Source organism: Lentibacillus cibarius (genome assembly GCF_005887555.1).
Lineage (GTDB): Bacteria > Bacillota > Bacilli > Bacillales > Amphibacillaceae > Lentibacillus > Lentibacillus cibarius.
Window position 1 is genome coordinate 3,132,403 of sequence record NZ_VCIA01000001.1, and the last position, 22,523, is coordinate 3,154,925.

The following is a 22,523-nucleotide window of genomic DNA, read 5'->3' on the forward strand; positions in this document are numbered from 1 at the left end:
TGATGCGACTTTATACAAAATCAGGTGACAAAGGGCAGACAAGTGTTATCGGCGGAAGAATGGACAAAGACGACGTTCGTGTGGAAGCATATGGAACCATTGATGAGGTGAATTCGTTTGTTGGAAAGGCTATTTCGGAATTAGACAAGGAGATTTTTCCGGATATCATTGCAGACCTTGAGAAAATACAACACGAATTATTTGACTGTGGCTCTGAATTATCGAATATCACGGAAAAACGCAAACATACATTAACCGAAGAACCAATTACGTACCTGGAAGATAAAATGGATGAATTAATTGATGAAGCACCGGAATTGGAACGGTTTATTTTACCGGGCGGTTCAGATGCCTCGGCGTCGATTCATATCGCCAGAACCGTTGCACGTCGGGCGGAAAGATTGATTGTCTCACTGATGAAAGCAGAAGATAAGATTTCACCTGTCCCATTAAAATATATGAATCGTTTGTCGGACTACTTTTTCGCTGCAGCACGGGTCATCAATGCTAGACTAGATGTTCCGGATGTCGAATACGCACGCAGCGCAAAGGTTTTCCGTGGAACCAATAAGAAGAACAAGGATGAAAAAAGGAGCTAACCAGGGATGAGCAATGCTGTTGTGCAGCCATTAACTGCTGATCTGGAACTTGTTATTGCTTCTGATAATAGTGGTGCGATTGGTGAGAAAGCTCATGATGCAGTAAACACACCAAACACGGTTGTGGGCTACTTCGCCTGTCGTGTTGCGGTCATGGAATGCCTTGCAGCAGGTGGTGAACCACAAACGATTGTGATGCAGAATTTCACCGACGATGATGCTTGGAAGGACTATCAGCGTGGTGTAGGGCTGGTGTTGGATGAATTAATGCTAAACGGGCTTCCCATTACCGGCAGTACCGAAAGTAATTTTGCCAGCCTGCAGTCAGGTCTTGGTCTGACGATGATTGGAACGCGAACTGTGGGAGAAAAATTTGAATTCACAGGTGACGAGGCGTTTGCGGTTATTGGAACCCCTTTAGTCGGCAAGGAAGTACTTGATCAACCCGATAAACTAGCCCCACTTTCTTTATTCCAGCGTCTATGCCGGATGGATTCGGTAAAAGCTTTGTATCCAGTTGGTTCAAAGGGTATTACCTTCGCGTGGAGAGCCTGGACGAAACGAGCGAATGAGTTGGATGGTGTAATGAACTTGGAAAAATCCGCCGGCCCGGCTAGCTGTTTTTTGATTGCATTTGACAAAGAAAATGAGGAGAGAATCAGGGAAGTAGTGGGTTCCTTTTTTCATTGGTTAACGCCTGTGTGATTTGATTATGATGTATAATCGATGACTTTTTACACCACCTTAAGTTTGAGGTGAATGTACATGGTTAATCGTGCGCTTACAACGGCTCTAGTAGGGATAGGAGCTGCCCAATTGTTAAAAATCCCGCTCCATTATAAGCAAACGGGTTCATGGGATTGGAAAAAGCTATTCGGTTCCGGTGATATGCCAAGTTCCCATTCGTCAGCTGTTACGTCAATCACGACTTATGTAGCGCTCAAGAACGGGATTTCCTCGACTGATTTTGGCATCAGCAGCATTTTCGGCCTGATTGTTATGTATGATGCGATGGGGATACGTTGGCAGGCTGGCCAAACAGCAATTGCAGTCAATGATATGTATGAACAAGTGGAAAAGCTTGCCGATCACCATCCCGATTTTGCCTATAAGAAACGTGATAAGGAACTAAAAGAAATGCTCGGCCATATGCCTATTGAAGTGGGCGGTGGTGCACTACTTGGAATTGGCATAGGAGCCCTCAGCCATTTAACTGAAAAACGTTAGCATACGCAGGTACATGGATTGGCATCCCTCTCTCACCTTCCGAATAATCTAGTTTTAAAGGAAAAGAAGGTATTGCTTGGAGGGATTTTTTGTGCTAATATATAGAACAAATGTTCCTTTATAGGAGGGCTCTTATGCATGATGTAAATGACCGTGGCACAAAGAAATGGACTGCCATGATGATACCGGAACATGAAGCATTGTTAAGACAAATGTGGTCTGAGCAGGAATATAAGGAAAAGCCGGTTTTGGATGAACAGCAAAAAGAAGAAATTAACGAGCGGCTGCAAACGGCTGTGAACAATAATCTTACGGTAGAAGTGAAGCATTACAATGGCCGCGACTTTTTGACGAATAAAGGGAAAGTGACAAAAATAAATCAAGAACAATTATGGCTTGGCAATGACACTGTCATTAAGCTTGCTAATATGTTGGATGTGTATGTTGATTGACTTTGATGATAGGGTTAACGCTACCATTGTCTTGAGACTTACTACATATTCAGCGACTTGGAGCGTTAGCAACAAAGGCCCATCAGCTGCCCACGGAAAGCGTAGTGTATTGCCGTAGCGGTGTCATAGCGCTATATCAAATATGATGCTACAACAACGAGCCATTCATCCAGAAAGTCATCTAGTATATTTCTTCATTGTTTTAAGTCTTATATGTTTATTAAAGGCTGTGAAGTTGAGTTATTTATAAAATTTTTTGACTTGTTGTAAAATGAAAGTGAAGGGAGGGGATTTGTGATGAAGATAGGTTTTGTCGGTCTCGGTATTATGGGAAAGCCGATGAGTAAAAACTTAATGAAAGCAGGCTATGAGCTGGTCATTTCCAGCAGCAATCCGGATACAAATAAGGAACTAGGTGCGCTCGGTGCTGAAGTGGTCGATTCGTATACTGAATTGGCTGCGGCTGCGGATGTTATCATCACGATGCTGCCTAATTCACCAGAAGTCAAGCAAGTGGTGCTTGAACGCGGGGGACTTATAGACGGTGCCAAATCCGGCAGTGTCGTCATTGATATGAGCTCGATTGCCCCGACAGTCAGCCAAGAAATCGGTAAAGCGCTGCAGGAAAAGGACATTGGTTTTCTGGATGCTCCGGTAAGCGGTGGAGAACCAAAAGCGATTGATGGTACGATTGCGGTGATGGCCGGTGGAGCTGAGGAGACATTTCAAAACTGCCTGCCTATTATGGAAGCAATGGCTGGTTCAGTTGTCCGAACTGGTGAAGTGGGTTCGGGCAATGCCACCAAACTGGCTAATCAAATCATCGTTGCACTCAACATTGCCGCTGTTTCCGAAGCCATGATGCTGACGCGAAAGATGGGCGTTGACAGTGAATTGGTTTACAACGCGATTCGCGGTGGTCTGGCCGGCAGTAATGTGCTGGATGCCAAAGCACCGATGATGATGGAAGGTAATTTTGACCCGGGCTTTACGATTGATTTGCACTTGAAAGATCTTAACAATGTACTGGAGACCTCCAGTGATATTGGTGTACCGTTGCCACTCGCGGCTTCTGTTAAAGAAACCTTGCAGGCGCTTCAGGCGGGTGGTCACGGTGACAATGATCATGCGGCAATTGTAAAGTTCTATGAAAAGCTGGCAAACATGACGGAGGACTGACTGTTTTAAACGGGAAAGGAGACACCGCAGATGAAGCTGAGTGTACTGGATCAGGCGCCTATTTCCAGAGGATCAGGACCTGTTGAAACATTGGAAAACACACTGGAACTGGCCAAAACAGCTGAAAAACTAGGTTATACCCGTTATTGGGTAGCGGAACATCATAATACCAACGGGCTCACGAGTGTGTCCCCTGAAATATTAATGGCCCGCATTGCTTCCTGTACAGACACAATTCGGGTCGGTTCCGGCGGTGTGCTGCTGCCGCAATACAGTCCGTATAAAGTGGCGGAGAATTTTAAATTGCTTGAAGCAATGTTTCCCGGCCGGATCGATCTTGGAATCGGGCGGTCGCCGGGTGGGTCACAGGACACGCGACTGGCTTTAACCGATGGCGCACCTAAAAGCATGCAGGAATTCCCGCGGCAACTGGCTGACTTGCAGGGCTTTTTGCATAATACCTTGCCAAAAGACCATCCATATCGCCTGGTAAAAGCTGCACCACGAACGGAAACTGTACCACCGATGTGGGTGCTTGGGCTGTCGGAACGGGGAGCGGCTAATGCGGCAGAGCAAGGTGCGGGCTTTGTTTTCGGCCACTTCATCAGCCCAGCAAAAGGACACGAGGCGCTTAGAACATATCGGGAGAACTTCCAGGCTTCCCCAAATGCAGAAAAACCGCATACCATTGTCTGTATTTTTGTCGTATGCGCTGACACAGAGGCAGAAGCGGAGGAACTTGCTCTCAGCCAGGATAAATGGTTGCTGAATGTCGGAAAAGGCTCAGATGTGAAAGTACCCTCAATCGAGGAAGTTAAAAAAAGGACGTTTACAAAGGACGAACTGCAAGAAATCAAAAAGAATCGGGAACGTTGTGTGATCGGTACACCGGAGCAAGTGAAAAAAACGTTACATCGTCTTCAGGATGTATATGATACCGACGAGTTTATGGTGATTACAAATATTTATGACCACAAGGCAAAGCTGCATTCCTATAAGCTATTGGCTGAAGCTTTTCAATGACATGATTAATGTATGAACCAAAAGGGTAAATTAAAGGTAGTAAGACAAATAGGAGGAGATATATTTATGAGTAATTGGCTTACAAGTCTACAAACAGAAACACCTCAGGAGGGTTTTGAATTAGCTATTTTATTGGCGAGAAAAGGGGTAGGCTATACCCAGCCTTCTGAAGATATAAGAGAAAAGCTGCGAACGGTATACGAGGATAATGCGGATAGCCTCATTGCTTCCTCACAGGTCGTTGCCATCCACTACCAGACAATAGCAGCCGCTAACAATTATTGGAAATAAGAAAAAAGTGAGGGACAGGCTCTTTGTCTCACATTGACTGTGACAAGGAGCCTGATGATTCTCTAAGTGCAGTTTTTCAGAAAGACTAGTGACGTTATTTGAATGGGATTATCACGATATGTACATAAACGTGTGGTTCGGAATTTTTTGACAAAAACGGAAGGACAAAAAGTAAATCCACCCTTGTCGAAGAATGTCACGATAGGGGGTTGATTTCAGCTGTAGACGTGATATAATCAACCTATCAATTTCATAGCTTATTTTTTCATATAATCGCGGGGATATGGCCTGCAAGTTTCTACCGGTTTACCGTAAATAAACCGACTATGAAAGAAAGCACCGTGTATGGTGCCATTTTACATAAATGGTACTGTTGTTATTTTCGGTTTTTTATACCCGAAAAACATGCTTTCCTCATAGTTTGAGTGGAAGCTTGTTTTTCGGGTTTTTTAGTTCTTGTTAATCATCATTTACGTACAAATTCCTGGGAAGGGGAGATCATCATGAATTTACTAAAGCAGAAAATTATATCAGAGGGAAACGTATTATCTGATTCGGTATTAAAAGTGGATGCGTTTTTAAATCATCAAGTCGATCCGGTATTAATGCAGGCAATTGGTGAGGAGTTTGCTTCCCGTTTTGCCGGCGAGAAAGTCACCAAGATTCTAACCCTTGAGTCGTCGGGGATCGCGCCGTCAGTGATGGCGGGCTTAGCCATGGGGGTACCGGTTATTTTTGCACGGAAACGTAAGTCTCTCACACTGACAGATCATCTCTATTCTGCAGCCGTTTACTCCTATACTAAAAATGAAACGAAAGAAATTTCGGTATCACAAGACTATATTTCTAGTGATGATGTTGTTTTGGTTATCGATGACTTTCTTGCTAACGGACAGGCGGCTAAAGGGTTAGTTTCAATCGTGGAACAGGCTGAGGCATCGTTGGCCGGCGTCGGCATTGTCATTGAAAAAGGTTTTCAGGACGGGCGTGATGTGTTGCATCAGCATGGTATCCGAGTAGAGTCACTAGCTATCATTGATTCATTAGCTGATGGGAACGCGACATTTCATAATGAGGAGGCGTCACTTTAATGAAAACATTCACGCTTAGTTTGCAGCATTTGCTTGCCATGTATGCTGGAGCCGTTCTAGTGCCGCTCGTTGTTGGTCAGTCACTGGGGCTGACGACGGAACAATTGACTTACTTGGTTGGTATCGATATTTTGATGAGCGGCGTGGCAACCATCCTGCAGGTTATTCGTAATCGCTATTTCGGGATTGGGCTTCCCATTGTTCTCGGGTGTACGTTCACTGCAGTTGGGCCCATGATTGCCATTGGCGGGCAGTACGGTATATCCGCCATTTACGGATCGATTATCGTTTCCGGCGTTTTTGTGATGCTTATCAGTAGATTCTTCGGTAAATTGGTACGTTTTTTCCCGCCAATTGTAACAGGAACGGTGGTAACCATTATTGGAATTACGCTCATTCCGGTCGCCATCAACAATATGGGCGGTGGAGAAGGTGCCAGCGATTTCGGATCAATGATCAATATTTCGCTGGCGTTTGGAACGCTTTTATTCATTATTCTATTGTATCGGTTTTCTAAAGGTTTTATCCAGTCTATCTCCATTTTGCTGGGGCTCGCGATTGGCACGATTGTTGCTGCATTTATGGGAAAAGTTGATTTTTCAGCAGTTACAGAAGCGTCGTATCTCCACATGGTCCAACCATTTTACTTTGGCATGCCGACCTTCGAGTGGTCAGCAATCATCACGATGGTCTTAGTTGCTATCGTTTCATTAGTTGAATCGACCGGTGTTTACTTCGCGCTCGGAGATATAACCGAGAAAGAAGTGAACGAAGAGGATCTAACACGTGGCTATCGTGCAGAAGGCCTGGCCGTTTTGCTCGGTGGAATTTTCAATGCGTTCCCGTATACAGCTTTTTCACAAAACGTCGGTCTGATGCAAATGACAGGGGTCAAATCGCTCAGGGTTATTATGATTACTGGGGGAATGCTTGTTACCCTCGGGCTTATTCCCAAAATTGCCGCACTGGCTACCATTATTCCGACGTCCGTTTTAGGCGGGGCCATGGTTGCCATGTTTGGAATGGTCATCGCACAAGGAATTAAAATGCTCAGCACGGTTATTATGGAATCATCGGAAAACGCGATGATCGTTGCTTGTTCAGTCGGAATGGGGCTGGGGGTAACGGTTGTTCCGGAGTTATTCAAGCAGTTCCCATCCAGCATTCAGATTTTGACGAGTAACGGTATTGTAGCTGGAAGTATCACCGCCATCGTGTTAAACATTATTTTTAATATGACACCAGTGCGGATGAGTCAGAAGCAGAAACAGCCAAGCGCTGTGCGTCAGGAAAGTGCTTAAAGATCCGATGATTCGTAAGTCAGACTCGTGTAATTGGAAATCATCACTGGACATGTGACAAATAATATATTGATTTGCGCCTCTTACGTCGCTCATTACTTGTATGAGCGGCGCTTTTTTGTGTGCTGTTATGTTTTGGGCACTCATAGCGGAAATGAGCGACCTTTTCGGCGAAGATTCGCCATGTTTGGGCACTCATAGCGGAAATGAACGACCTTTTCGGCAAGGAATCGCCATGTTTGGGCACTCATAGCGGAAATGAGCGACCTTTTCGGTGAGGATTCGCTACGTTTGGGCACTCATAGCAGGGATGAGTGCCTTTTTCAGTGAGGATTCGCTACGTTTGGGCACTCATAGCAGGGATGAGCGACTTTTTCAGTGAGGATTCGCTACGTTTGGTCACTCATAGCGGAAATGAGCGACCTTTTCGGCAAGGAATCGCCATGTTTGGGCACTCATAGCAGGGATGAGTGCCTTTTTCGGTGAGGATTCGCTACGTTTGGTCACTCATAGCAGGGATGAGTGCCTTTTCGGTGAGGAATCGCTACGTTTGGGCACTCATAGCAGGGATGAGCGACCTTTTCGGTGAGGATTCGCTACGTTTGGGCACTCATAGCAGGGATGAGCGACTTTTTCGGTGAGGATTCGCTACGTTTGGGCACTCATAGCAGGGATGAGCGACTTTTTCGGTGAGGAATCGCCATGTTCGGGCACTCATAGTGGAGATGAGCGACTTTTTCGGTGAGGATTCGCTACGTTTGGTCACTCATAGCAGGGATGAGTGCCTTTTTCAGTGAGGATTCGCTACGTTTGGGCACTCATAGCAGGGATGAGTGCCTTTTTCAGTGAGGATTTGCTACGTTTGGTCACTCATAGCGGAGATGAGCGACCTTTTCGGTGAGGATTCGCTACGTTTGGTCACTCATCACGGAAATGAGTGCCTTTTCCGGCAGCGAGCCACCTCGTTCGGTCGTTCTTAGCAGAGATGAGTGCCTTTTCCGGCAGCGAGTCACCGCACTCGGTCACTCATCACGAGATTGAATGACGTTCTCGTTTTTTTCCTCTTGTTTCGTAAGCATCACCACCCGGTCGCCTTCATTCAATTCTAATTTTTCGCGACGAAGCGTCATGAATGCAATTTCTTTATTTTTTCTCCAAATAAACAGTAGCATCGCCGTATCCGTGAATGCTTCTCTTTTCACTGTCTTCTGTTCAGTTATTTTCATGGAATCAAATGTATAACCTTCTCGTAATTTGCTGCTCAACTCTGCTAATACAGCATTCTCGTGAAAAAGCACGTGCCCTTTAATGGCTGGGGAGATTTCTTCATTATTGGCATCTCCTTTCTTACTGGCTGGCAGGGCGAATGTGTTATTGTAGCCGAATTCCGGTGCATAGGACTGACATATAAGCGCATTATAGGCAGGTTCATCTGTCATCGCCAAAATGTAATCATATGGGGTAAGATCCACTTCAAATTGAATATATTCGGATAAAATTTGCCCGTAAAAAGTGTTGATTCCTTTTTGCTTGGCATCAAGTAAATGCTCATAGGAATCATCGATCATTAATACGGGAATTTCCAGCGATTGGCAGTAATCAGCGAACGTAATGGAAAAGTGGTTCGCACCGATAATCAAAATGCCGGATTGTTCGTTGCTGGCCAGGTTAAGTTTCTTGGCAAGCGGGCCTAGTGTGAACCCGTGCGCACAAACGGTGATGAAGACGAGTGCAAATGTAATCGTCATCAAAATTGAAGCACCCGCATAACCATCTTCGGCCAGTACGCTTGCAAAATAACCTGCTACGGTTAGTGCGACAATGCCGCGTGGGGCAATCCAGCCAATCAGCGTTTTTTCAGCAGCTGACATTTCGGTACCAATGGTGGAAATCCAGATGGACAGCGGACGCACGATCAATAGCATCATCAGGACAAACCCAATAATGGGGAACGTGAAGATTTCTAAAATCGTTTCTCTTGTCAATGATGCGGTCAATAAAACAAAAATGGTTGATGTCAAGATAACTGAAATGTTTTCGACAAAATGAGAGACATTGCCAATGGATGTTACATATTTTTTCGTTTTAGCCATGGTCATTCCCATCACCGTTACAGCAAGCATCCCTGTTTCATGCATGATGACTTCACTGACTGTAAAGCAGAGGAGCACAAACGACAGAACGATGGGAGACTTCAGAAATTCCGGAAATAGCCCTTTGCGGATCATTCGGCTGACAAAAATACCAGCTGCAAAACCGATAATTCCCGCTAGCAGTGCGCCTATAAAAAAGGTGAGTAAATAACTGCCTTGAACGGTGTCGTCGCCGATTACTTTAATTACTTGGTAGGCAAACAGCGCCAGCAATGGACCGACTGGATCGATAATGATCCCTTCCCATTTCAGCACTGTTGCTACCCTCGGCTTTAATTTTGCTTGTCTTAGCAGTGGTATGATGACGGTTGGCCCGGTAACGATGAACAGCCCGCCGATGATGAATGAAATGGCAAAATTGAGTCCAGCTATGTAATGCGCTGCCATTGCACCACCAATCCACGCTAGAAATGCGCCGGCTGTCACGACACGCAACACAGACTTAGAGATTCCTTTCAATTCACGGAAGTTGAGACTGGAACTGCCTTCATACAACACGACAGCAACTGCAAGGGAAATGAGCGGTGTATACAGTTCACCTAGTGCTTGCTCCGGATTGATGAGTCCTAAAACAGGCCCGATTAAAAGACCAGCAACCGACATGATGACAATGGAAGGCCACTGGATCCGCCATGCCAGCCACTGTGAAAAGATACCTAGAACGATGATGATAACGATACTGAGCAGCTCTGCTTGTTCCAACGGTCTCACCTTCTTTTTCAAATGCGTGACAGCAGCCCGGTGCCATCCCGAGGAATAGTTCGTATCCGTTAGTTTGTACGTTTTTCCGGCGAATTATCCTTGTTGAGAAGAGGCGCTATTCGGGTATTGCGTTTTTCAGGATAAGATAAAGTACCACACAATCATCGAATGAACCGGTATTGAGTGATGTTAGTGTATTGATTTTTTGCAAGCGGTAAATTAGTGTGTTGCGGTGGATAAATAAATCGTTAGCAGCTTGGCTAATAGTCATATTGTTTTCACAGTAGGCGATAAAACTTTTGGCTAGTTCCGGAAATCGTTCGTCATTAAAGAGATGTTTCAAGCGGAATTGTACTTTTTCATGGAATGATGCAGGAAGCTGAAAACGAAGCAATTCCTTGACCATATCCCAGTTGTGATAGGTATAAATCTTTCTTGCCGGATTCCATCGCTGCCCGAACTGGCGAAGTGCTTCTGCTTCCTGGTAGGATTCATTTACGTTGCTAAGTGTTTGAGCCAAGCTGCCAGCTGCTATCGATGCATCTGTTACATGATACACATCGAACATTTCCAGTAACTTCTCACTTTGAAAGGTGAACGCCTCCAATGCTTCCCAATACGTCATTTCTGAATCTATCTTTTTTAATAGGATGATTTTTTCAGTGTTTAAAAATGAACAAATGGTATCATCACCGCATTGATAAGCTTTTCTCGTACAGTCCAGCAGTCGCATTTTTAATTGATCAATCGGTATCGTTTGCTGGATATTGCTGATGAGCGAGTCACCGATATGGATGACAATGCAAAATCGCTCTGCATTCAGGGAGATTCCGAACATCCGGCAATATTCTTCCAATTTTACTTGACTGGTCGTTTCGTTAAGCAAGATATATTGCATAAATGTTTCCAGTGTTTTAGATTCTAGTTCTTTCAATTGTCTATGAAATGTTTCATGCCACGTCATTTCAACATATTGTTTGATCAGCATCGCATATGGTTTTACTTCTTCAGGCGGGCCGATAATGCCAAGCACACCAACCGTTTGCTGGTTCAATTTAAGCGGGGCGGCAATACCGGGATGCACATTAGGCATTCCCTTAATTTTATCCTCATCAAATGACAGGAGCGTATTCTTTGTGAGAACTTCTCCAGATGGCTCGTGCTGTTTACCGATCCGACTTGGGTCAGTGGAACCAATGATACAACCGTTTGTGTCACTTAAGCTAATCGGGAACGGTAAAATATTTGAAACCGCTTTCACCACTTTTTGTGCACCATGCACGAATCCCTCGATTCCGTTCACGTCCCTTCGTTCAAGTGTCATTTCCAACGATTATTGTACCACAATTAAGGCAATTTTAACAATATTGGTACATTTTTTGTTTACAGTAACCATAGTCGCTAAGGCATCTTATGCGGTATAAATATATGTAATATTAAAAAAATACAATCTTTTAGTTAGGGTGAGTTTTATGGCGAAACAAACGGATATAATCATCGTCGGTGGCGGGGTCGTTGGTTCAAGTATTGCTTACCATTTGCTGCAAGATGGCTTTGAAGGGTCGGTTACTATATTTGAAAAAGATAAAATTTATGAGTTCGCTTCCACACCAAGGAGTGCAGGGGGATTAAGGCAACTATTTACAACGAGTGTCAACATTCAATTGAGCCGGTATGGACTGCAGAAGTATAAAACATTTCCGGAAGACATGGCGGTTGACGGAGAGAAAGCAGAAATTGATTTTAAACAGCGTGGGTATCTGTTTTTAGCTAAAAATGAAAATATGGAACAGTTGCAAAAACAGCTTCAATTACAGCAAAAGTATGGTGTTCCTGCAGAATTACTCGCCAAGGAGGAGTTGCATTCCATTGTCCCGGAACTCGTCATTGATGATCTGCAAGGAGGACTATACTGCAGTGAAGATGGGTATTTGGATCCGTATTCGGTGATGCAAGGCTATGTGCGCAAAACGAAGGAGTTAGGAGGGACGTATGTTTACGAGGAAGTGGAGACAATTTTGACGGAAAGGGGAAAGGCAGCAGGAGTCCAGTTAGGCAACGGAGAGGTTTATAAAGCACCTGTTGTGATAAATTGCGCCGGACCATGGGCACCAGAATTAAGCGAAAAAATTGGCCTGCCATTGCCGATTGTTCCTTTAAAACGACAAATCATCCAGTTTGATGTCGCAGAACCACTGGAAAAATATTTGCCACTGACGATTGACCCGACCGGTGTGTATTTCCGGCATGAAGGTGATGCACTGATAACAGGATTCTCGGAAAAAGTAAAGCCAGGCATCGATTTTAGATGGAAACGTTCATTTTTTGAAGATCAGTTATGGCCGGTGCTGGCGGAAAGGGTCCCGAATTTTGAACGAGCAAAAATTAATCGTGGCTGGGCCGGTATTTACAGTCATAACACAAAGGATCAAAACGCAATTATTGAAAACACCCACAGCTGGATGGGTACTACATGGCATGCGGATTCAGCGGCCATGGCATGCAGCAGGCGCCTGGAGTGGGAAAAGGAATGTCTGAATTAATACGCAAAGGTCGCTATGAAACACTCGATTTGCGTCCGCTCTGTTTTGAACGATTTGCTAATAATGAGTTGATTATTGAGGGGGCGGTTGTATGAAAAAATGGTCTGTTTTCAAGCATGCCATTTAAACGTCGGAAGTCTGCCTGATGAAATATAGAAGGGAGATTGTTATGCAGCGATCTGATAAAGGGAAAGGAAGGGAAAACTGGGGAAGCAGATTAGGGTTTATTATGGCGGCTTCGGGATTTGCTATTGGTCTTGGCAATATATGGCGTTTTCCATATATTGCTGGAAACAACGGTGGGGGAGCATTTCTGCTTATCTATCTTGCCATCGTACTCATTTTTGGTATCCCTTTGTTTTACGCAGAAGCAGGACTAGGGAGAAAAGCTCAAGCTGGTGCAATTAGTGGGATGCGAAAATTAGCCGGAAAAGGTAGTCCATGGGTATCTATTGGCTGGCTCGGAACATTGGCAGCGTTATTAATTATGTCCTACTACCTTATGATTATGGGTTGGTTGTTTGCCTATTTTTTCAACATTGGTATCGGTACATTCCAGGGGATTACTTCTGAACAAGCGGCTGTTGTATATGAAGATTTAATTTCTAATCCAATCGCTGTTATCGGTTACAGTATTATTCCAACATTAATTTTGGGTACAATCGTGTCGAAGGGTATTAAAAATGGTATTGAAAAATTTGTAAAAATCGTCATGCCTCTTTTGTTTATCATGCTTATCTTCTTAGCAATCTTTTCATTGTCATTACCCGGATCATTTGAGGGAGTCGTATGGTATTTGCAGCCTGACTTTTCTAAAATCAATGCAAATACGTTATTGGCGGCGCTAGGGCAAGCATTTTTTTCAATAGGTATTGGGTTGGCATCCGCCTTTACCTATGGCAGTTATTTAAAGCCTAAAGGTTCAAATTTGGTGAAAGATGGTGCTTGGGTTGTTTCACTGGATACGTTTATTGCCTTCTTATCAGGTTTGGTTATCTTTCCTGCTCTTTTTGCCTTTCAAATGGAACCAAATTCAGGACCCGGCCTGTTATTTCTGACAATACCGACCTTGCTTGAACAAATGCCATTCGGGTATGGATTTGGTCTCATTTTCTTTTGTCTGGTCATCATTGGATCCATCACTACAGGTGTAGGTCTAATTGAAACACTTGCTACTAATGTGTCTGAATTGTTTCATTCGAGCAGAAAAACAAGTGTCTGGATGACCATTGGTGTGACATTTACCCTGGCAATCCCAATTATCTTATCACAAGGTCCATGGTCACATGTGCATCTTTTCGGTATGGATATTTTTGACCTGGTTGACTATGTATCCGGAAATATTTTGCTGACATTAGGCGGCTTGTTGATTTCGTTATATGTCGTATTTCAGTGGACGTTTAACCGTTTTATGCAAGATATTAATACCGGAGCAGAAACAATAAAACTTTCATCTGCCTGGAAACCGGTTATAAGCTATCTCATCCCTTTATCAATAATTATCATTTTGATTACCGGTTTGATTTGATGAGAAGTAGTTGTAAGTTTCTACAATAATAATAAATACAGTAAGCGGATCTTTTCTGTAAAGATCCGCTTTTATGATGGCCGCCGGTATGAACGTGCTACTAAAATGATGCGTAAATTTGGGCAAAAAAATAGAAAAGTGGGGCGAATATCTAAAGCTCAATCAGTGGGAGATGGCAGTATTGCAGTCCAGTCGGGTCAAGCGTACGTTGAAAAATTAACGGATCTTTATCAGCGAAAGGGATTTTGAAAAGTGAGGATTGGCGGGACTGTGTGGGAATCGAACCCACCGAAGACGGCACGCGTCTCCCGCATGGTTTTGAAGACCAGGGAGGACACCAGTCACTCAGCCAGCCCCATTAACATAAGCGTCATTATGAGGGGTTTTCTGTCTACATGGTATCATATTTTTTTGTAATGTGTACATAAAAAATGTCTTCTATAAAGTTTTAGGAAAAGTGGGGAAGCAAAATGGGAGTTGATTACTTTACGAATGGGATGCCGGTCATAGCAAAAACGGCACTTTCTAAAGCGCCTACATATGTGAATACCGATCCTTTAAAGGGAGAAAAGGAACGGAAAGCATTAATTGACCCCGGGTATACGCTTTTGGAAATAAATGGAAGCAAGTTATAGATGTGGCATGAGGGTTTATCCGCCAGATGATTGCCGGAGTGGCAGGGATTGATCTTGTCCTTTAGTGATAAACGAACGAGTAAGGTGATCATCGGAAATGGATGTAGATTCAGGGGTCCATCAGTCTTGACGCGATTTTTGTTGTTATTTATCGACTTTTTCTACAAAAATTGCCCGGGAAATGATGTGCAAGCATGTTTCTCGGACGAGCAACTTCACCATTGGCTTTGTATTCAGCCACTTATATGGATAGTAGGGGGGATGGGCGCGAATCTGATGTCGTAAGCCCCGTGAGCACCAAATTCCGCACTAACACCTACTGAAGTAAGGCCCACAAATATGTCCGGCATAAGCAATTGTCGAAATTAACCTGATTAAATTATCAAAAAATATTTACAATTTGAATAAAATAATATATGATAAAGATGATTGTGGAAGCTGTTTTTTAAATCTTTGAAGGAAAGGGGTTTTCGGTGTGGCTGATCAAAGCAAAAACAGTCTTTTTGAAGGCGCTTTTGGAAGATTGGTGCTTCCGGGTATCATCATCCAATCAACCCTGATTGGCGGCGGTTATGCAACTGGTCGTGAAGTTGTTGCATACGGTGCGAAATTCGGAGCGCTGGGCTGGATTGCGGGTTTGACAATCATTGTCGGCTTCGGGCTGATGGCATTTTTGATGTTCGAAATTGCGCGCCGGTTCCGGGCGTATGATTACCGAAGCCTCGTGAAGCAGTTTTTGGGGCCGTTCTGGTTTTTATATGATATTATTTATTTTCTGCTGGCGATTTTGATTATTTCGATTGTCATTGCAGCAACCGGATCCATTCTCGAGAGTACGATTGGATTGAATTATTGGGTTGGTGTTGGCATTATTGCCATTCTAGCCGGGATTCTGAACTTTTATGGAACAGCGTTGATTGAGCGATTCAAGACGATAGGTACGACATCTCTGCTTTTGGCGTATATTCTGTTTGCGATTCTGGTCATTTCCAGTTCGTGGGGAGAAATCACGAATGTTTTTGCGACGGGTGATACAAGTTTTGCCGGGGATTTTACGATTTGGTCGATTATTGGTGCTGGTATCATTTATGTTGGTTATAACCTTGCTGTTTATCCGGCTGCCCTATTCACGGTGAAACGTCAAAAGACGATGAAGGATACGTTAGTTAGCGGCGCTATTGCCGGGGTGCTGATGACCGTTCCATGGTTTCTGACGTATTTTGCATTGATGGGCTTTTACCCGTCAGAAACTGTCTTCAACGCCGATGTGCCTTGGCTGCATATGCTTAATGGATACGGCTTGTGGGTTGCAGTTATCTTTGGAATTGTTGTCGGATGGACGCTAATTGAAACAGCAACGGGGATGATTCATGCGTTCCTTGACCGGGTAAACTATAACCTGGAAGAACTCGGGAAGCAACCGATGTCAAAAGGAATGAATGGAACCGTGGCCATTATCGCATTGGCACTGTCTGCTATTCTATCTAACGTAGGTATTGGTGGCCTTGTTTCCACAGGATATACGATACTTGGGTACGCGATGCTGATTGTTTATGGTATTCCAATCCTGATTATCGGCTCGTACAAAATTATTAAAGGCGTCAAAAACGACGAGAGCTCAAAAATGAGTGCATAATGCAATGAACAGCTTCCACGATAACTTCCCGGCTGTATGACGAGCACATATGGCCGGGTTTCTTGTGGACCGTATCCTGATTAGCAGCCCACGCGAATGGATACATCTATCGGTTTTAGAATGGCGTTGCTTTGTCCATATGTAATGGTGTGGTTTGCGTACGTTCTAAAAAATGCTGTAATGCCGGGAATTTCTTTTCAGCTTCTTGATAGCCTTGCTCATAGAGACTTTCCAGCTTCTGACTATTTTTTTCTATTCGACTGGCAGCCAGTGGTTGTTCAGGCTGAATAATGAAGGCTTCATTACGCTGCTCCATATTGATCAGTGCTTGCATGGTTTCATTATAACGCTGATGCCGATTGCGCAATAATTTAATAAGTTCAGGTTTATCTTTGAAAACATGTTTGAAGAACCAATTCAGTTTGGAAGCTTTTTTCACGTAGCCTTTATTCCGTGTGAGAACAATGACATGCTTTTTCAGTCCGCGTGCCAGCAGTGGACGAATCGGTATCGGATCGGCAACACCGCCATCCATTAGCTGCTTCCCTTTATAGGAGACATTTGGTGCGAGAACCGGTAATGAACAGGACGCCCGGATAACCTGTATTAAATCATTTTTTTCCGTAAACGTATCGTGAAAAAGCGGCTTTCCCGTATTAATGTCGGTCGTTCCAACAATGAATGTAGCGTTTGCTTGTGAAAAAGATTGGAAATCCAGTGGGAACCAGTCATTGGCAAGTTGTTCAAAAATAAAGTCCATGCTGAATAACTCTTTTTTCTGCAGCAGCCGTTTAAATGAGATGACATCCGGCTTTTTTCTCAATGCTTCCAGTAGCTGGTAATTTCGTTCGCGTTGTTTGGCAATATAGGAACTACCGATAAGTGCACCTGCTGAGGCTGTTGCGACAAATGGGAATTCCAATTGCCGGTCTAAAAAGTAATCCAGAACGCCAACAGTGAACGCACATCTCATGCCGCCGCCTTCCAACATGAGGCCTGCATCATGTACCAATTTGTGCTACACTTCCTTTTTATTAGATAGGGGAAATTATAGCAGTAATTTCGCAATCTAACAATTCAGCTGTTTGTAGGAGTTGTTTGAACACGCACTTGTACAGATATTGGCAGAGTAGATGCGATGCAAAAAGAATAAGCAGCCTCGAGTTCAGGCTGCTTAATATCGATCACTTCCAAAAAAGCTTTTAAACGATTGTAGTGTGGCTTCCCGGTTCACCGCTGCGATGGATGTTGTGATGGGAATGCCTTTGGGGCAGACTTGTACACAATTCTGACTGTTGCCACACCCCTGCAGCCCGCCATCATCCATAAATGATTCTATGCGTTCCCCTTTATTCATTTCGCCGGTTGGGTGCGCATTTTTCAGACGGACTTGGGGAAAAACAAACGGTCCCATGAAGTCGTTTTTGTCGTTAACATTTGGACAAGCCTCGAGGCAAACACCGCACGTAAAGCATTTCGACAATTCATATGCCATGACACGCTTGTTCTCATTCATGCGTGGACCAGGGCCGATATCATAAGTACCGTCGATAGGTATCCACGCTTTGACTTGTTTAAGTGATTCAAACATGCTGTCTCTATCAATGATTAAATCGCGAACAACCGGAAAAGTGCGCATAGGCTGTATTCGGACAGGCTGTTCAAGTTCATCAATTAATGTGGAACAAGCCTGGCGCGGTACATCGTTAATCACCATGGAACATATTCCACACACTTCTTCCAAACAACTCATTTCCCATTGAACGGGTGTTGTTTCCTCACCGTTTTTGTTTACCGGATTTTCTCTAATAGACATTAAAGCTGAAATGACGTTCATATTTGATCGGTAAGGAATCGCGAATTCTTCTTTATAAGCCGGTGAATCAGGGTCATTCTGCCGCTCAATAATCAGATGAATGGTCTCCGTTTTTTCCTTTGTTACTGTCATGTTTTCACCTTCCTATCCAGTTTCCGCCGTTTTATTTACGAGTCTCTCTATAGTGTTGGAAAAAAAACTTATTCTATACAGCAGGGAACTGAAATCATTCGCAAAACAAGTGTTTGTCCACGCATCTATTGTATAGTTTGGTTTTTGTTTGAAAAACTAACTGCAGGATTAGTTGAATTTTCCTAGTGGGAGGTTTGAAAGATGAAAAAGGTGACGGTTGTTTTTTGGATTACGCTGGCCATTACTGTCGGCTTATCTTTATTGGGCATTGTTGTCCCGGATCAGTTTGAGGATGTTTCGGGTGCGGTGATGGGCTATATATCTGACAAATTTGGCTGGTATTATTTGTTGATTGTAACCCTGTTTGTTTTATTTTGCCTGTATTTGGTATTTAGTCCGTATGGCAAAATTCGATTAGGAAAACCCGGGGAAAAGCCAGAGTTTAGCTATTCGTCATGGCTATCCATGCTGTTCAGTGCCGGGATGGGTATCGGGCTTGTATTTTATGGTGTCTACTCACCGGTATCCCATTATGCCACACATCCACCGATGGCTGAACCTGGCACAACAGAAGCGATTGAGGATGCTTTACGTGTTACCTTCTTTCACTATGGTATTCATGCATGGGCCATCTATGCGGTCATTGCACTGGTGTTGTCGTATTTTATGTTTCGCCATGAAAAACCGGGGCTGGTCAGTGCGGCGTTGGAGCCTTTGTTTGGTGATAAGATGAAAGGGTTCACCGGGAAAGTGATTGATATTATTGCTGTCTTTGCAACCATCGTCGGAGTGGCTACAACGCTTGGGTTTGGTGCAACGCAAGTGAATGGGGGCATTGCTTATTTGTTTAATGTTCCGAATAACTTTTGGGTGCAGCTTATTATCATTTTGATCGTGACTGTTTTATTTATGATCTCAACATATACTGGGCTGAGTAAAGGCATTAGATATTTGAGTAATGCGAATATGGGTATAGCTGCAGTGCTATTCCTTTTCACGTTAGTCATCGGTCCAACACTGTATATTATCAATTCATTCATGGATACGGTTGGGGAGTACATCCAGCAGCTACCGCGGGAAAGTTTCCGACTGGCGCCTAACGATGAAGGCGAGCGGCAATGGGTGCTTGATTGGACGGTATTCTTCTGGGCTTGGTGGCTTGCCTGGGCACCTTTTGTCGGTATATTTATCGCACGGGTATCGAAAGGTCGTACGATACGGGAATTTATATCCGGCGTGTTAATTGTACCCACCGTCGTCAGTTTTCTATGGTTTTCCACGTTTGGTATTTCCGGAATTGAAGCACAAAATGAAGGCGCAGATATTGCTGGACTCCCTAAAGAACAGGCGTTGTTTGGGATGTTTGACGAATTTCCGCTAGGCATGGTGTTGTCCATATTGGCGATTCTTTTGATTAGTACGTTCTTTATTACATCGGCCGACTCAGCAACGTTTGTCCTTGGGATGCAGACGACCAATGGATCCATGTCACCACCGACAACAGTTAAGTTTACATGGGGACTGGCCCAATCGACTATTGCAGCGGTTCTGTTATATACCGGGGGACTGCAGGCGCTGCAAAATGCGCTTATCTCAGCGGCATTACCATTCTCATTTATCATGCTGCTGATGGTTTTATCGTTTTATAAAGCTTTGAAAAAAGATAAAGAAAAGAATTGGAAATGAAATGTTTTTGTGTGGACTGTCCAGGTCATGTCATTCGATTGACCTGGGCAGTTTTTTGGTATTGGGGGCCCGTTTGATCGCCACCTGGGTCGGGAGGGAACATTAACGGATCATGGGAGACATCACCGGATGGGGCTGGGATATCGACGGAATAGCAGTCAACATCACCGGAAAACGAAGGCGCATCACCGGAATACGGAAGCACATCAACGGAATACGAAGGCACATCGACGGAATAGCAGTCAACATCAACGGAATACGAAGGCACATCAACGGAATAGCGTCGATATCAACGGAATACGAAGGCACATCAACGGAATAGCAGTCGACATCAACGGAATACGGAGGCACATCAACGGAATAGCAGTCAACATCAACGGAATACGGAAGCACATCAACGGAATAGCAGTCGACATCACCGGAAAACGAAGGCACATCGACGGAATAGCGGCCAATATCACCGGAATACGGAAGCACATCACCGGAATACGAAGGCACATCGACGGAATAGCAGTCAACATCACCGGAAAACGAAGGCACATCGACGGAATAGCGGCCAATATCACCGGAATACGGAAGCACATCAACGGAATACGAAGGCGCATCACCGGAATAGCAGCCGACATCAACGCAATACGGAGGCACATCACCGGAATAGCAGTCAACATCAACGGAATAGCAGTCAACATCAACGGAATAGCGGCGAACATCATGCCAGCGCCACCTCGAAATTAATGGACCATAAAAAAACACACAGAATTTCACATTGGAAATCCTGTGTGCTCCTATTGGCATAGCTGTTACGTTGTCCGGTCATACTGGTTGACGTCAAACAGGTCAATTAGCTCAATGTCCGGGTGATTATCTTTAAACCAGTTCATGGAAAATTCATTTTTGAACAGGACGACATAATTGTCATATCGATCCCGGACCAGCATGTTACGTTCATCATAAAGGGACGGGTCGACCTGGTCGGGCTTTAGCCAGCGGGGGACTCGTTCGCCAATTGGTTCGAGCATGACGTCGACGTTATACTCATTTTTCATCCGGTATTGAAAAACTTCATATTGCAGTTCCCCGACAGCACCCAAAATGTACGATTCGGAACGGTAATGCTTATACAGCTGAATCGCACCTTCCTGGACGAGCTGTTCGATGCCTTTTTTGAACTGTTTTGCTTTCATGACGTTTTTAGCAGTAACACGCTGGAATTGCTCCGGCGGAAATTGCGGGAGTTCCTGATATTCAAAAAGGTTTTTGCCTTCCAGCAATGTATCTCCAATCTGGTAGGCGTTCGGATCGTATATGCCGATAATATCGCCGGCATAAGCTTCTTGAATCGTGCCTCTCGATGAAGCTACGAACTGCTGGGACTGAGCCAGCTTGATCGGCTTGCCGGTTCGTGCTAACTTCACACTCATGCCACGTTCAAATTTTCCCGAACATACCCGGAGGAAGGCGACCCTGTCACGGTGGGCGGGATTCATGTTGGCCTGGATTTTGAAAATGAACCCGGAAAAGTCCGGGTTATCCGGCGAAATAACTCCCTCGGTTGATTTACGCGGTGCCGGTGCTGGTGCCATGGAAATGAACGTATCGAAAAATGATTGCACACCAAATGGCGCTAGCGCACTTCCGAAAAAGACCGGCGTCTGCTCACCGGCCAACACTGCATCAAGCAAGAAGTCATCCCCCGCTTCTTCAACGAGGGCAAGCTCATCATTGGCAGCCTGATACGTCGCGTCGGAAACCAGCTCCGTGTATTCCGGGTTATCCAAATCTGCATATGGAATATATGTCTCTTCTTCGTTGCCGTTATACTGAATGAATTGCTCGTTGTACCGGTCGAATGTCCCTAAAAAGCGTTTGCCCATCCCAGCAGGCCAGTTCATCGGGTAAGTCTCGATATCCAAGACTTCCTCGATTTCTTCCAGTAACTCTAGCGGCTCGCGGCCTTCCCGGTCCAGTTTATTAATAAAGGTGAAAATCGGAATCCCACGCATTTTACAAACCTTGAACAATTTGATGGTTTGCGCCTCGATCCCTTTGGTCGCGTCAATAATCATGACAACACTGTCCACCGCGGTAAGCGTTCGGTACGTGTCTTCACTGAAATCTTCGTGGCCTGGGGTATCCAGAATGTTGACCTGGTAGTCTTTATAAGGAAAATTCATCACACTGGAGGTGACGGAAATGCCGCGCTGCTTTTCAATCTCCATCCAGTCGGACGTGGCAAATTTTCCCGATTTTTTCCCTTTAACAGTTCCGGCTGAGCGGATTAAATTCCCGAACAGCAGCAGTTTCTCGGTCATCGTTGTTTTTCCCGCGTCCGGGTGGGAAATAATGGCAAATGTTTTTCGTTTATTCACTTCATCATGTATCGTCATAAACAATCCCTTCCATATAGAATAGCTTGTTGTTCTGAAGAGGTGAGTAAGGGGATGTGAAAATGAGGGTGTCCTGCACATTTGTTGGTTTATGTTACACAATCACCATCATAAAATAGCACGTTGGGGTGATTTCGTCAAA

General features: G+C 44.4%; 19 protein-coding genes, 1 tRNA gene, 1 pseudogene and 1 riboswitch. Of the genes and pseudogenes, 14 read left to right on the forward strand and 7 right to left on the reverse strand.

What is annotated here, in order from left to right; genetic code table 11:
* Positions 1-2 precede the first annotated feature (2 nt).
* From FFL34_RS15335 to FFL34_RS15375, 9 genes are all read left to right on the forward strand, one after another.
* On the forward strand, positions 3-599 hold the full coding sequence (locus tag FFL34_RS15335; RefSeq protein ID WP_138604199.1) for a cob(I)yrinic acid a,c-diamide adenosyltransferase: 597 nt from the start codon (positions 3-5) through the stop codon (positions 597-599).
* Positions 600-605: 6 nt separating this feature from the next.
* On the forward strand, positions 606-1,304 hold the full coding sequence (locus FFL34_RS15340) for a hypothetical protein (protein ID WP_138604200.1): 699 nt from the start codon (positions 606-608) through the stop codon (positions 1,302-1,304).
* A gap of 60 nt (positions 1,305-1,364) precedes the next feature.
* On the forward strand, positions 1,365-1,826 hold the full coding sequence (locus FFL34_RS15345) for a divergent PAP2 family protein (protein ID WP_138604201.1): 462 nt from the start codon (positions 1,365-1,367) through the stop codon (positions 1,824-1,826).
* 134 nt (positions 1,827-1,960) lie between these two features.
* Positions 1,961-2,278, forward strand: a complete 318-nt coding sequence (locus FFL34_RS15350) for a YolD-like family protein (RefSeq protein WP_171046405.1) — start codon at positions 1,961-1,963, stop codon at positions 2,276-2,278.
* A gap of 297 nt (positions 2,279-2,575) precedes the next feature.
* Positions 2,576-3,457, forward strand: a complete 882-nt coding sequence (gene garR, locus FFL34_RS15355) for a 2-hydroxy-3-oxopropionate reductase (RefSeq protein WP_138604775.1) — start codon at positions 2,576-2,578, stop codon at positions 3,455-3,457.
* A 30-nt stretch (positions 3,458-3,487) separates the two neighbouring features.
* Positions 3,488-4,480 (forward strand): LLM class flavin-dependent oxidoreductase, encoded by a 993-nt coding sequence (locus tag FFL34_RS15360; RefSeq protein ID WP_138604203.1) that lies wholly within the window; start codon positions 3,488-3,490, stop codon positions 4,478-4,480.
* A gap of 66 nt (positions 4,481-4,546) precedes the next feature.
* Positions 4,547-4,771 (forward strand): hexameric tyrosine-coordinated heme protein, encoded by a 225-nt coding sequence (locus FFL34_RS15365; RefSeq protein ID WP_138604204.1) that lies wholly within the window; start codon positions 4,547-4,549, stop codon positions 4,769-4,771.
* Between the two features lie 245 nt (positions 4,772-5,016).
* A riboswitch (purine riboswitch) is annotated at positions 5,017-5,118 on the forward strand.
* Between the two features lie 156 nt (positions 5,119-5,274).
* Complete coding sequence (locus FFL34_RS15370) at positions 5,275-5,862, forward strand: xanthine phosphoribosyltransferase (protein ID WP_138604205.1); 588 nt, start codon at positions 5,275-5,277, stop codon at positions 5,860-5,862.
* Positions 5,862-7,163: a nucleobase:cation symporter-2 family protein gene (locus FFL34_RS15375; RefSeq protein ID WP_138604206.1), complete on the forward strand. Its 1,302-nt coding sequence runs from the start codon at positions 5,862-5,864 to the stop codon at positions 7,161-7,163. The genes FFL34_RS15370 and FFL34_RS15375 overlap by 1 nt, the downstream gene beginning before the upstream one ends.
* A gap of 1,022 nt (positions 7,164-8,185) precedes the next feature.
* On the opposite strand, the gene FFL34_RS15380 is transcribed toward FFL34_RS15375, so the two are convergent.
* Positions 8,186-10,018 carry a cation:proton antiporter gene (locus FFL34_RS15380; protein WP_138604207.1) on the reverse strand — a complete coding sequence of 611 codons (1,833 nt, stop codon included), beginning with the start codon at positions 10,016-10,018 and terminating at the stop codon, positions 8,186-8,188.
* 115 nt (positions 10,019-10,133) lie between these two features.
* Positions 10,134-11,321: a CdaR family transcriptional regulator gene (locus FFL34_RS15385; protein WP_171046406.1), complete on the reverse strand. Its 1,188-nt coding sequence runs from the start codon at positions 11,319-11,321 to the stop codon at positions 10,134-10,136.
* 169 nt (positions 11,322-11,490) lie between these two features.
* Between FFL34_RS15385 and FFL34_RS15390 the strand changes: the two are divergent.
* A pseudogene (locus FFL34_RS15390) lies at positions 11,491-12,656 on the forward strand (NAD(P)/FAD-dependent oxidoreductase).
* Positions 12,657-12,730: 74 nt separating this feature from the next.
* Complete coding sequence (locus tag FFL34_RS15395; RefSeq protein WP_138604209.1) at positions 12,731-14,089, forward strand: sodium-dependent transporter; 1,359 nt, start codon at positions 12,731-12,733, stop codon at positions 14,087-14,089.
* A 260-nt stretch (positions 14,090-14,349) separates the two neighbouring features.
* Here the strand turns inward: FFL34_RS15395 and FFL34_RS18360 are convergent.
* Positions 14,350-14,446: transfer RNA gene (locus FFL34_RS18360), tRNA-Sec, on the reverse strand.
* Positions 14,447-14,559: 113 nt separating this feature from the next.
* Here FFL34_RS18360 and FFL34_RS18365 point away from each other — a divergent pair.
* Positions 14,560-14,724 carry a hypothetical protein gene (locus tag FFL34_RS18365; RefSeq protein ID WP_171046407.1) on the forward strand — a complete coding sequence of 55 codons (165 nt, stop codon included), beginning with the start codon at positions 14,560-14,562 and terminating at the stop codon, positions 14,722-14,724.
* Between the two features lie 475 nt (positions 14,725-15,199).
* On the forward strand, positions 15,200-16,360 hold the full coding sequence (locus FFL34_RS15400) for a YkvI family membrane protein (protein ID WP_138604210.1): 1,161 nt from the start codon (positions 15,200-15,202) through the stop codon (positions 16,358-16,360).
* 115 nt (positions 16,361-16,475) lie between these two features.
* Here FFL34_RS15400 and FFL34_RS15405 read toward each other — a convergent pair whose 3' ends face one another.
* Together FFL34_RS15405 and sdhB are read right to left on the reverse strand one after the other, a co-directional pair.
* Complete coding sequence (locus FFL34_RS15405; RefSeq protein WP_138604211.1) at positions 16,476-17,372, reverse strand: patatin-like phospholipase family protein; 897 nt, start codon at positions 17,370-17,372, stop codon at positions 16,476-16,478.
* A 162-nt stretch (positions 17,373-17,534) separates the two neighbouring features.
* Positions 17,535-18,308 (reverse strand): succinate dehydrogenase iron-sulfur subunit, encoded by a 774-nt coding sequence (sdhB, locus tag FFL34_RS15410; protein ID WP_138604212.1) that lies wholly within the window; start codon positions 18,306-18,308, stop codon positions 17,535-17,537.
* A 201-nt stretch (positions 18,309-18,509) separates the two neighbouring features.
* On the opposite strand from sdhB, the gene FFL34_RS15415 reads away from it, so the two are divergent.
* Positions 18,510-19,994 (forward strand): glycine betaine uptake BCCT transporter, encoded by a 1,485-nt coding sequence (locus tag FFL34_RS15415; protein WP_138604213.1) that lies wholly within the window; start codon positions 18,510-18,512, stop codon positions 19,992-19,994.
* Between the two features lie 102 nt (positions 19,995-20,096).
* Here FFL34_RS15415 and FFL34_RS15420 read toward each other — a convergent pair whose 3' ends face one another.
* Together FFL34_RS15420 and FFL34_RS15425 are read right to left on the reverse strand one after the other, a co-directional pair.
* Positions 20,097-20,759 (reverse strand): hypothetical protein, encoded by a 663-nt coding sequence (locus tag FFL34_RS15420; protein WP_138604214.1) that lies wholly within the window; start codon positions 20,757-20,759, stop codon positions 20,097-20,099.
* A 35-nt stretch (positions 20,760-20,794) separates the two neighbouring features.
* Positions 20,795-22,381, reverse strand: coding sequence for a peptide chain release factor 3 (locus tag FFL34_RS15425; RefSeq protein WP_138604215.1), 1,587 nt, complete (start codon positions 22,379-22,381; stop codon positions 20,795-20,797).
* Positions 22,382-22,523 lie beyond the last annotated feature (142 nt).

Coding starts and splice junctions, on each gene's coding strand:
- FFL34_RS15335 (WP_138604199.1), top strand. CDS start 3: ATGCGACTTTATACAAAATCAGGTGACAAAGGGCAGACAAGTGTTATC.
- FFL34_RS15340 (WP_138604200.1), top strand. CDS start 606: ATGAGCAATGCTGTTGTGCAGCCATTAACTGCTGATCTGGAACTTGTT.
- FFL34_RS15345 (WP_138604201.1), top strand. CDS start 1,365: ATGGTTAATCGTGCGCTTACAACGGCTCTAGTAGGGATAGGAGCTGCC.
- FFL34_RS15350 (WP_171046405.1), top strand. CDS start 1,961: ATGCATGATGTAAATGACCGTGGCACAAAGAAATGGACTGCCATGATG.
- garR (WP_138604775.1), top strand. CDS start 2,576: ATGAAGATAGGTTTTGTCGGTCTCGGTATTATGGGAAAGCCGATGAGT.
- FFL34_RS15360 (WP_138604203.1), top strand. CDS start 3,488: ATGAAGCTGAGTGTACTGGATCAGGCGCCTATTTCCAGAGGATCAGGA.
- FFL34_RS15365 (WP_138604204.1), top strand. CDS start 4,547: ATGAGTAATTGGCTTACAAGTCTACAAACAGAAACACCTCAGGAGGGT.
- FFL34_RS15370 (WP_138604205.1), top strand. CDS start 5,275: ATGAATTTACTAAAGCAGAAAATTATATCAGAGGGAAACGTATTATCT.
- FFL34_RS15375 (WP_138604206.1), top strand. CDS start 5,862: ATGAAAACATTCACGCTTAGTTTGCAGCATTTGCTTGCCATGTATGCT.
- FFL34_RS15395 (WP_138604209.1), top strand. CDS start 12,731: ATGCAGCGATCTGATAAAGGGAAAGGAAGGGAAAACTGGGGAAGCAGA.
- FFL34_RS18365 (WP_171046407.1), top strand. CDS start 14,560: ATGGGAGTTGATTACTTTACGAATGGGATGCCGGTCATAGCAAAAACG.
- sdhB (WP_138604212.1), bottom strand. CDS start 18,308: ATGACAGTAACAAAGGAAAAAACGGAGACCATTCATCTGATTATTGAG.
- FFL34_RS15415 (WP_138604213.1), top strand. CDS start 18,510: ATGAAAAAGGTGACGGTTGTTTTTTGGATTACGCTGGCCATTACTGTC.
- FFL34_RS15425 (WP_138604215.1), bottom strand. CDS start 22,381: ATGACGATACATGATGAAGTGAATAAACGAAAAACATTTGCCATTATT.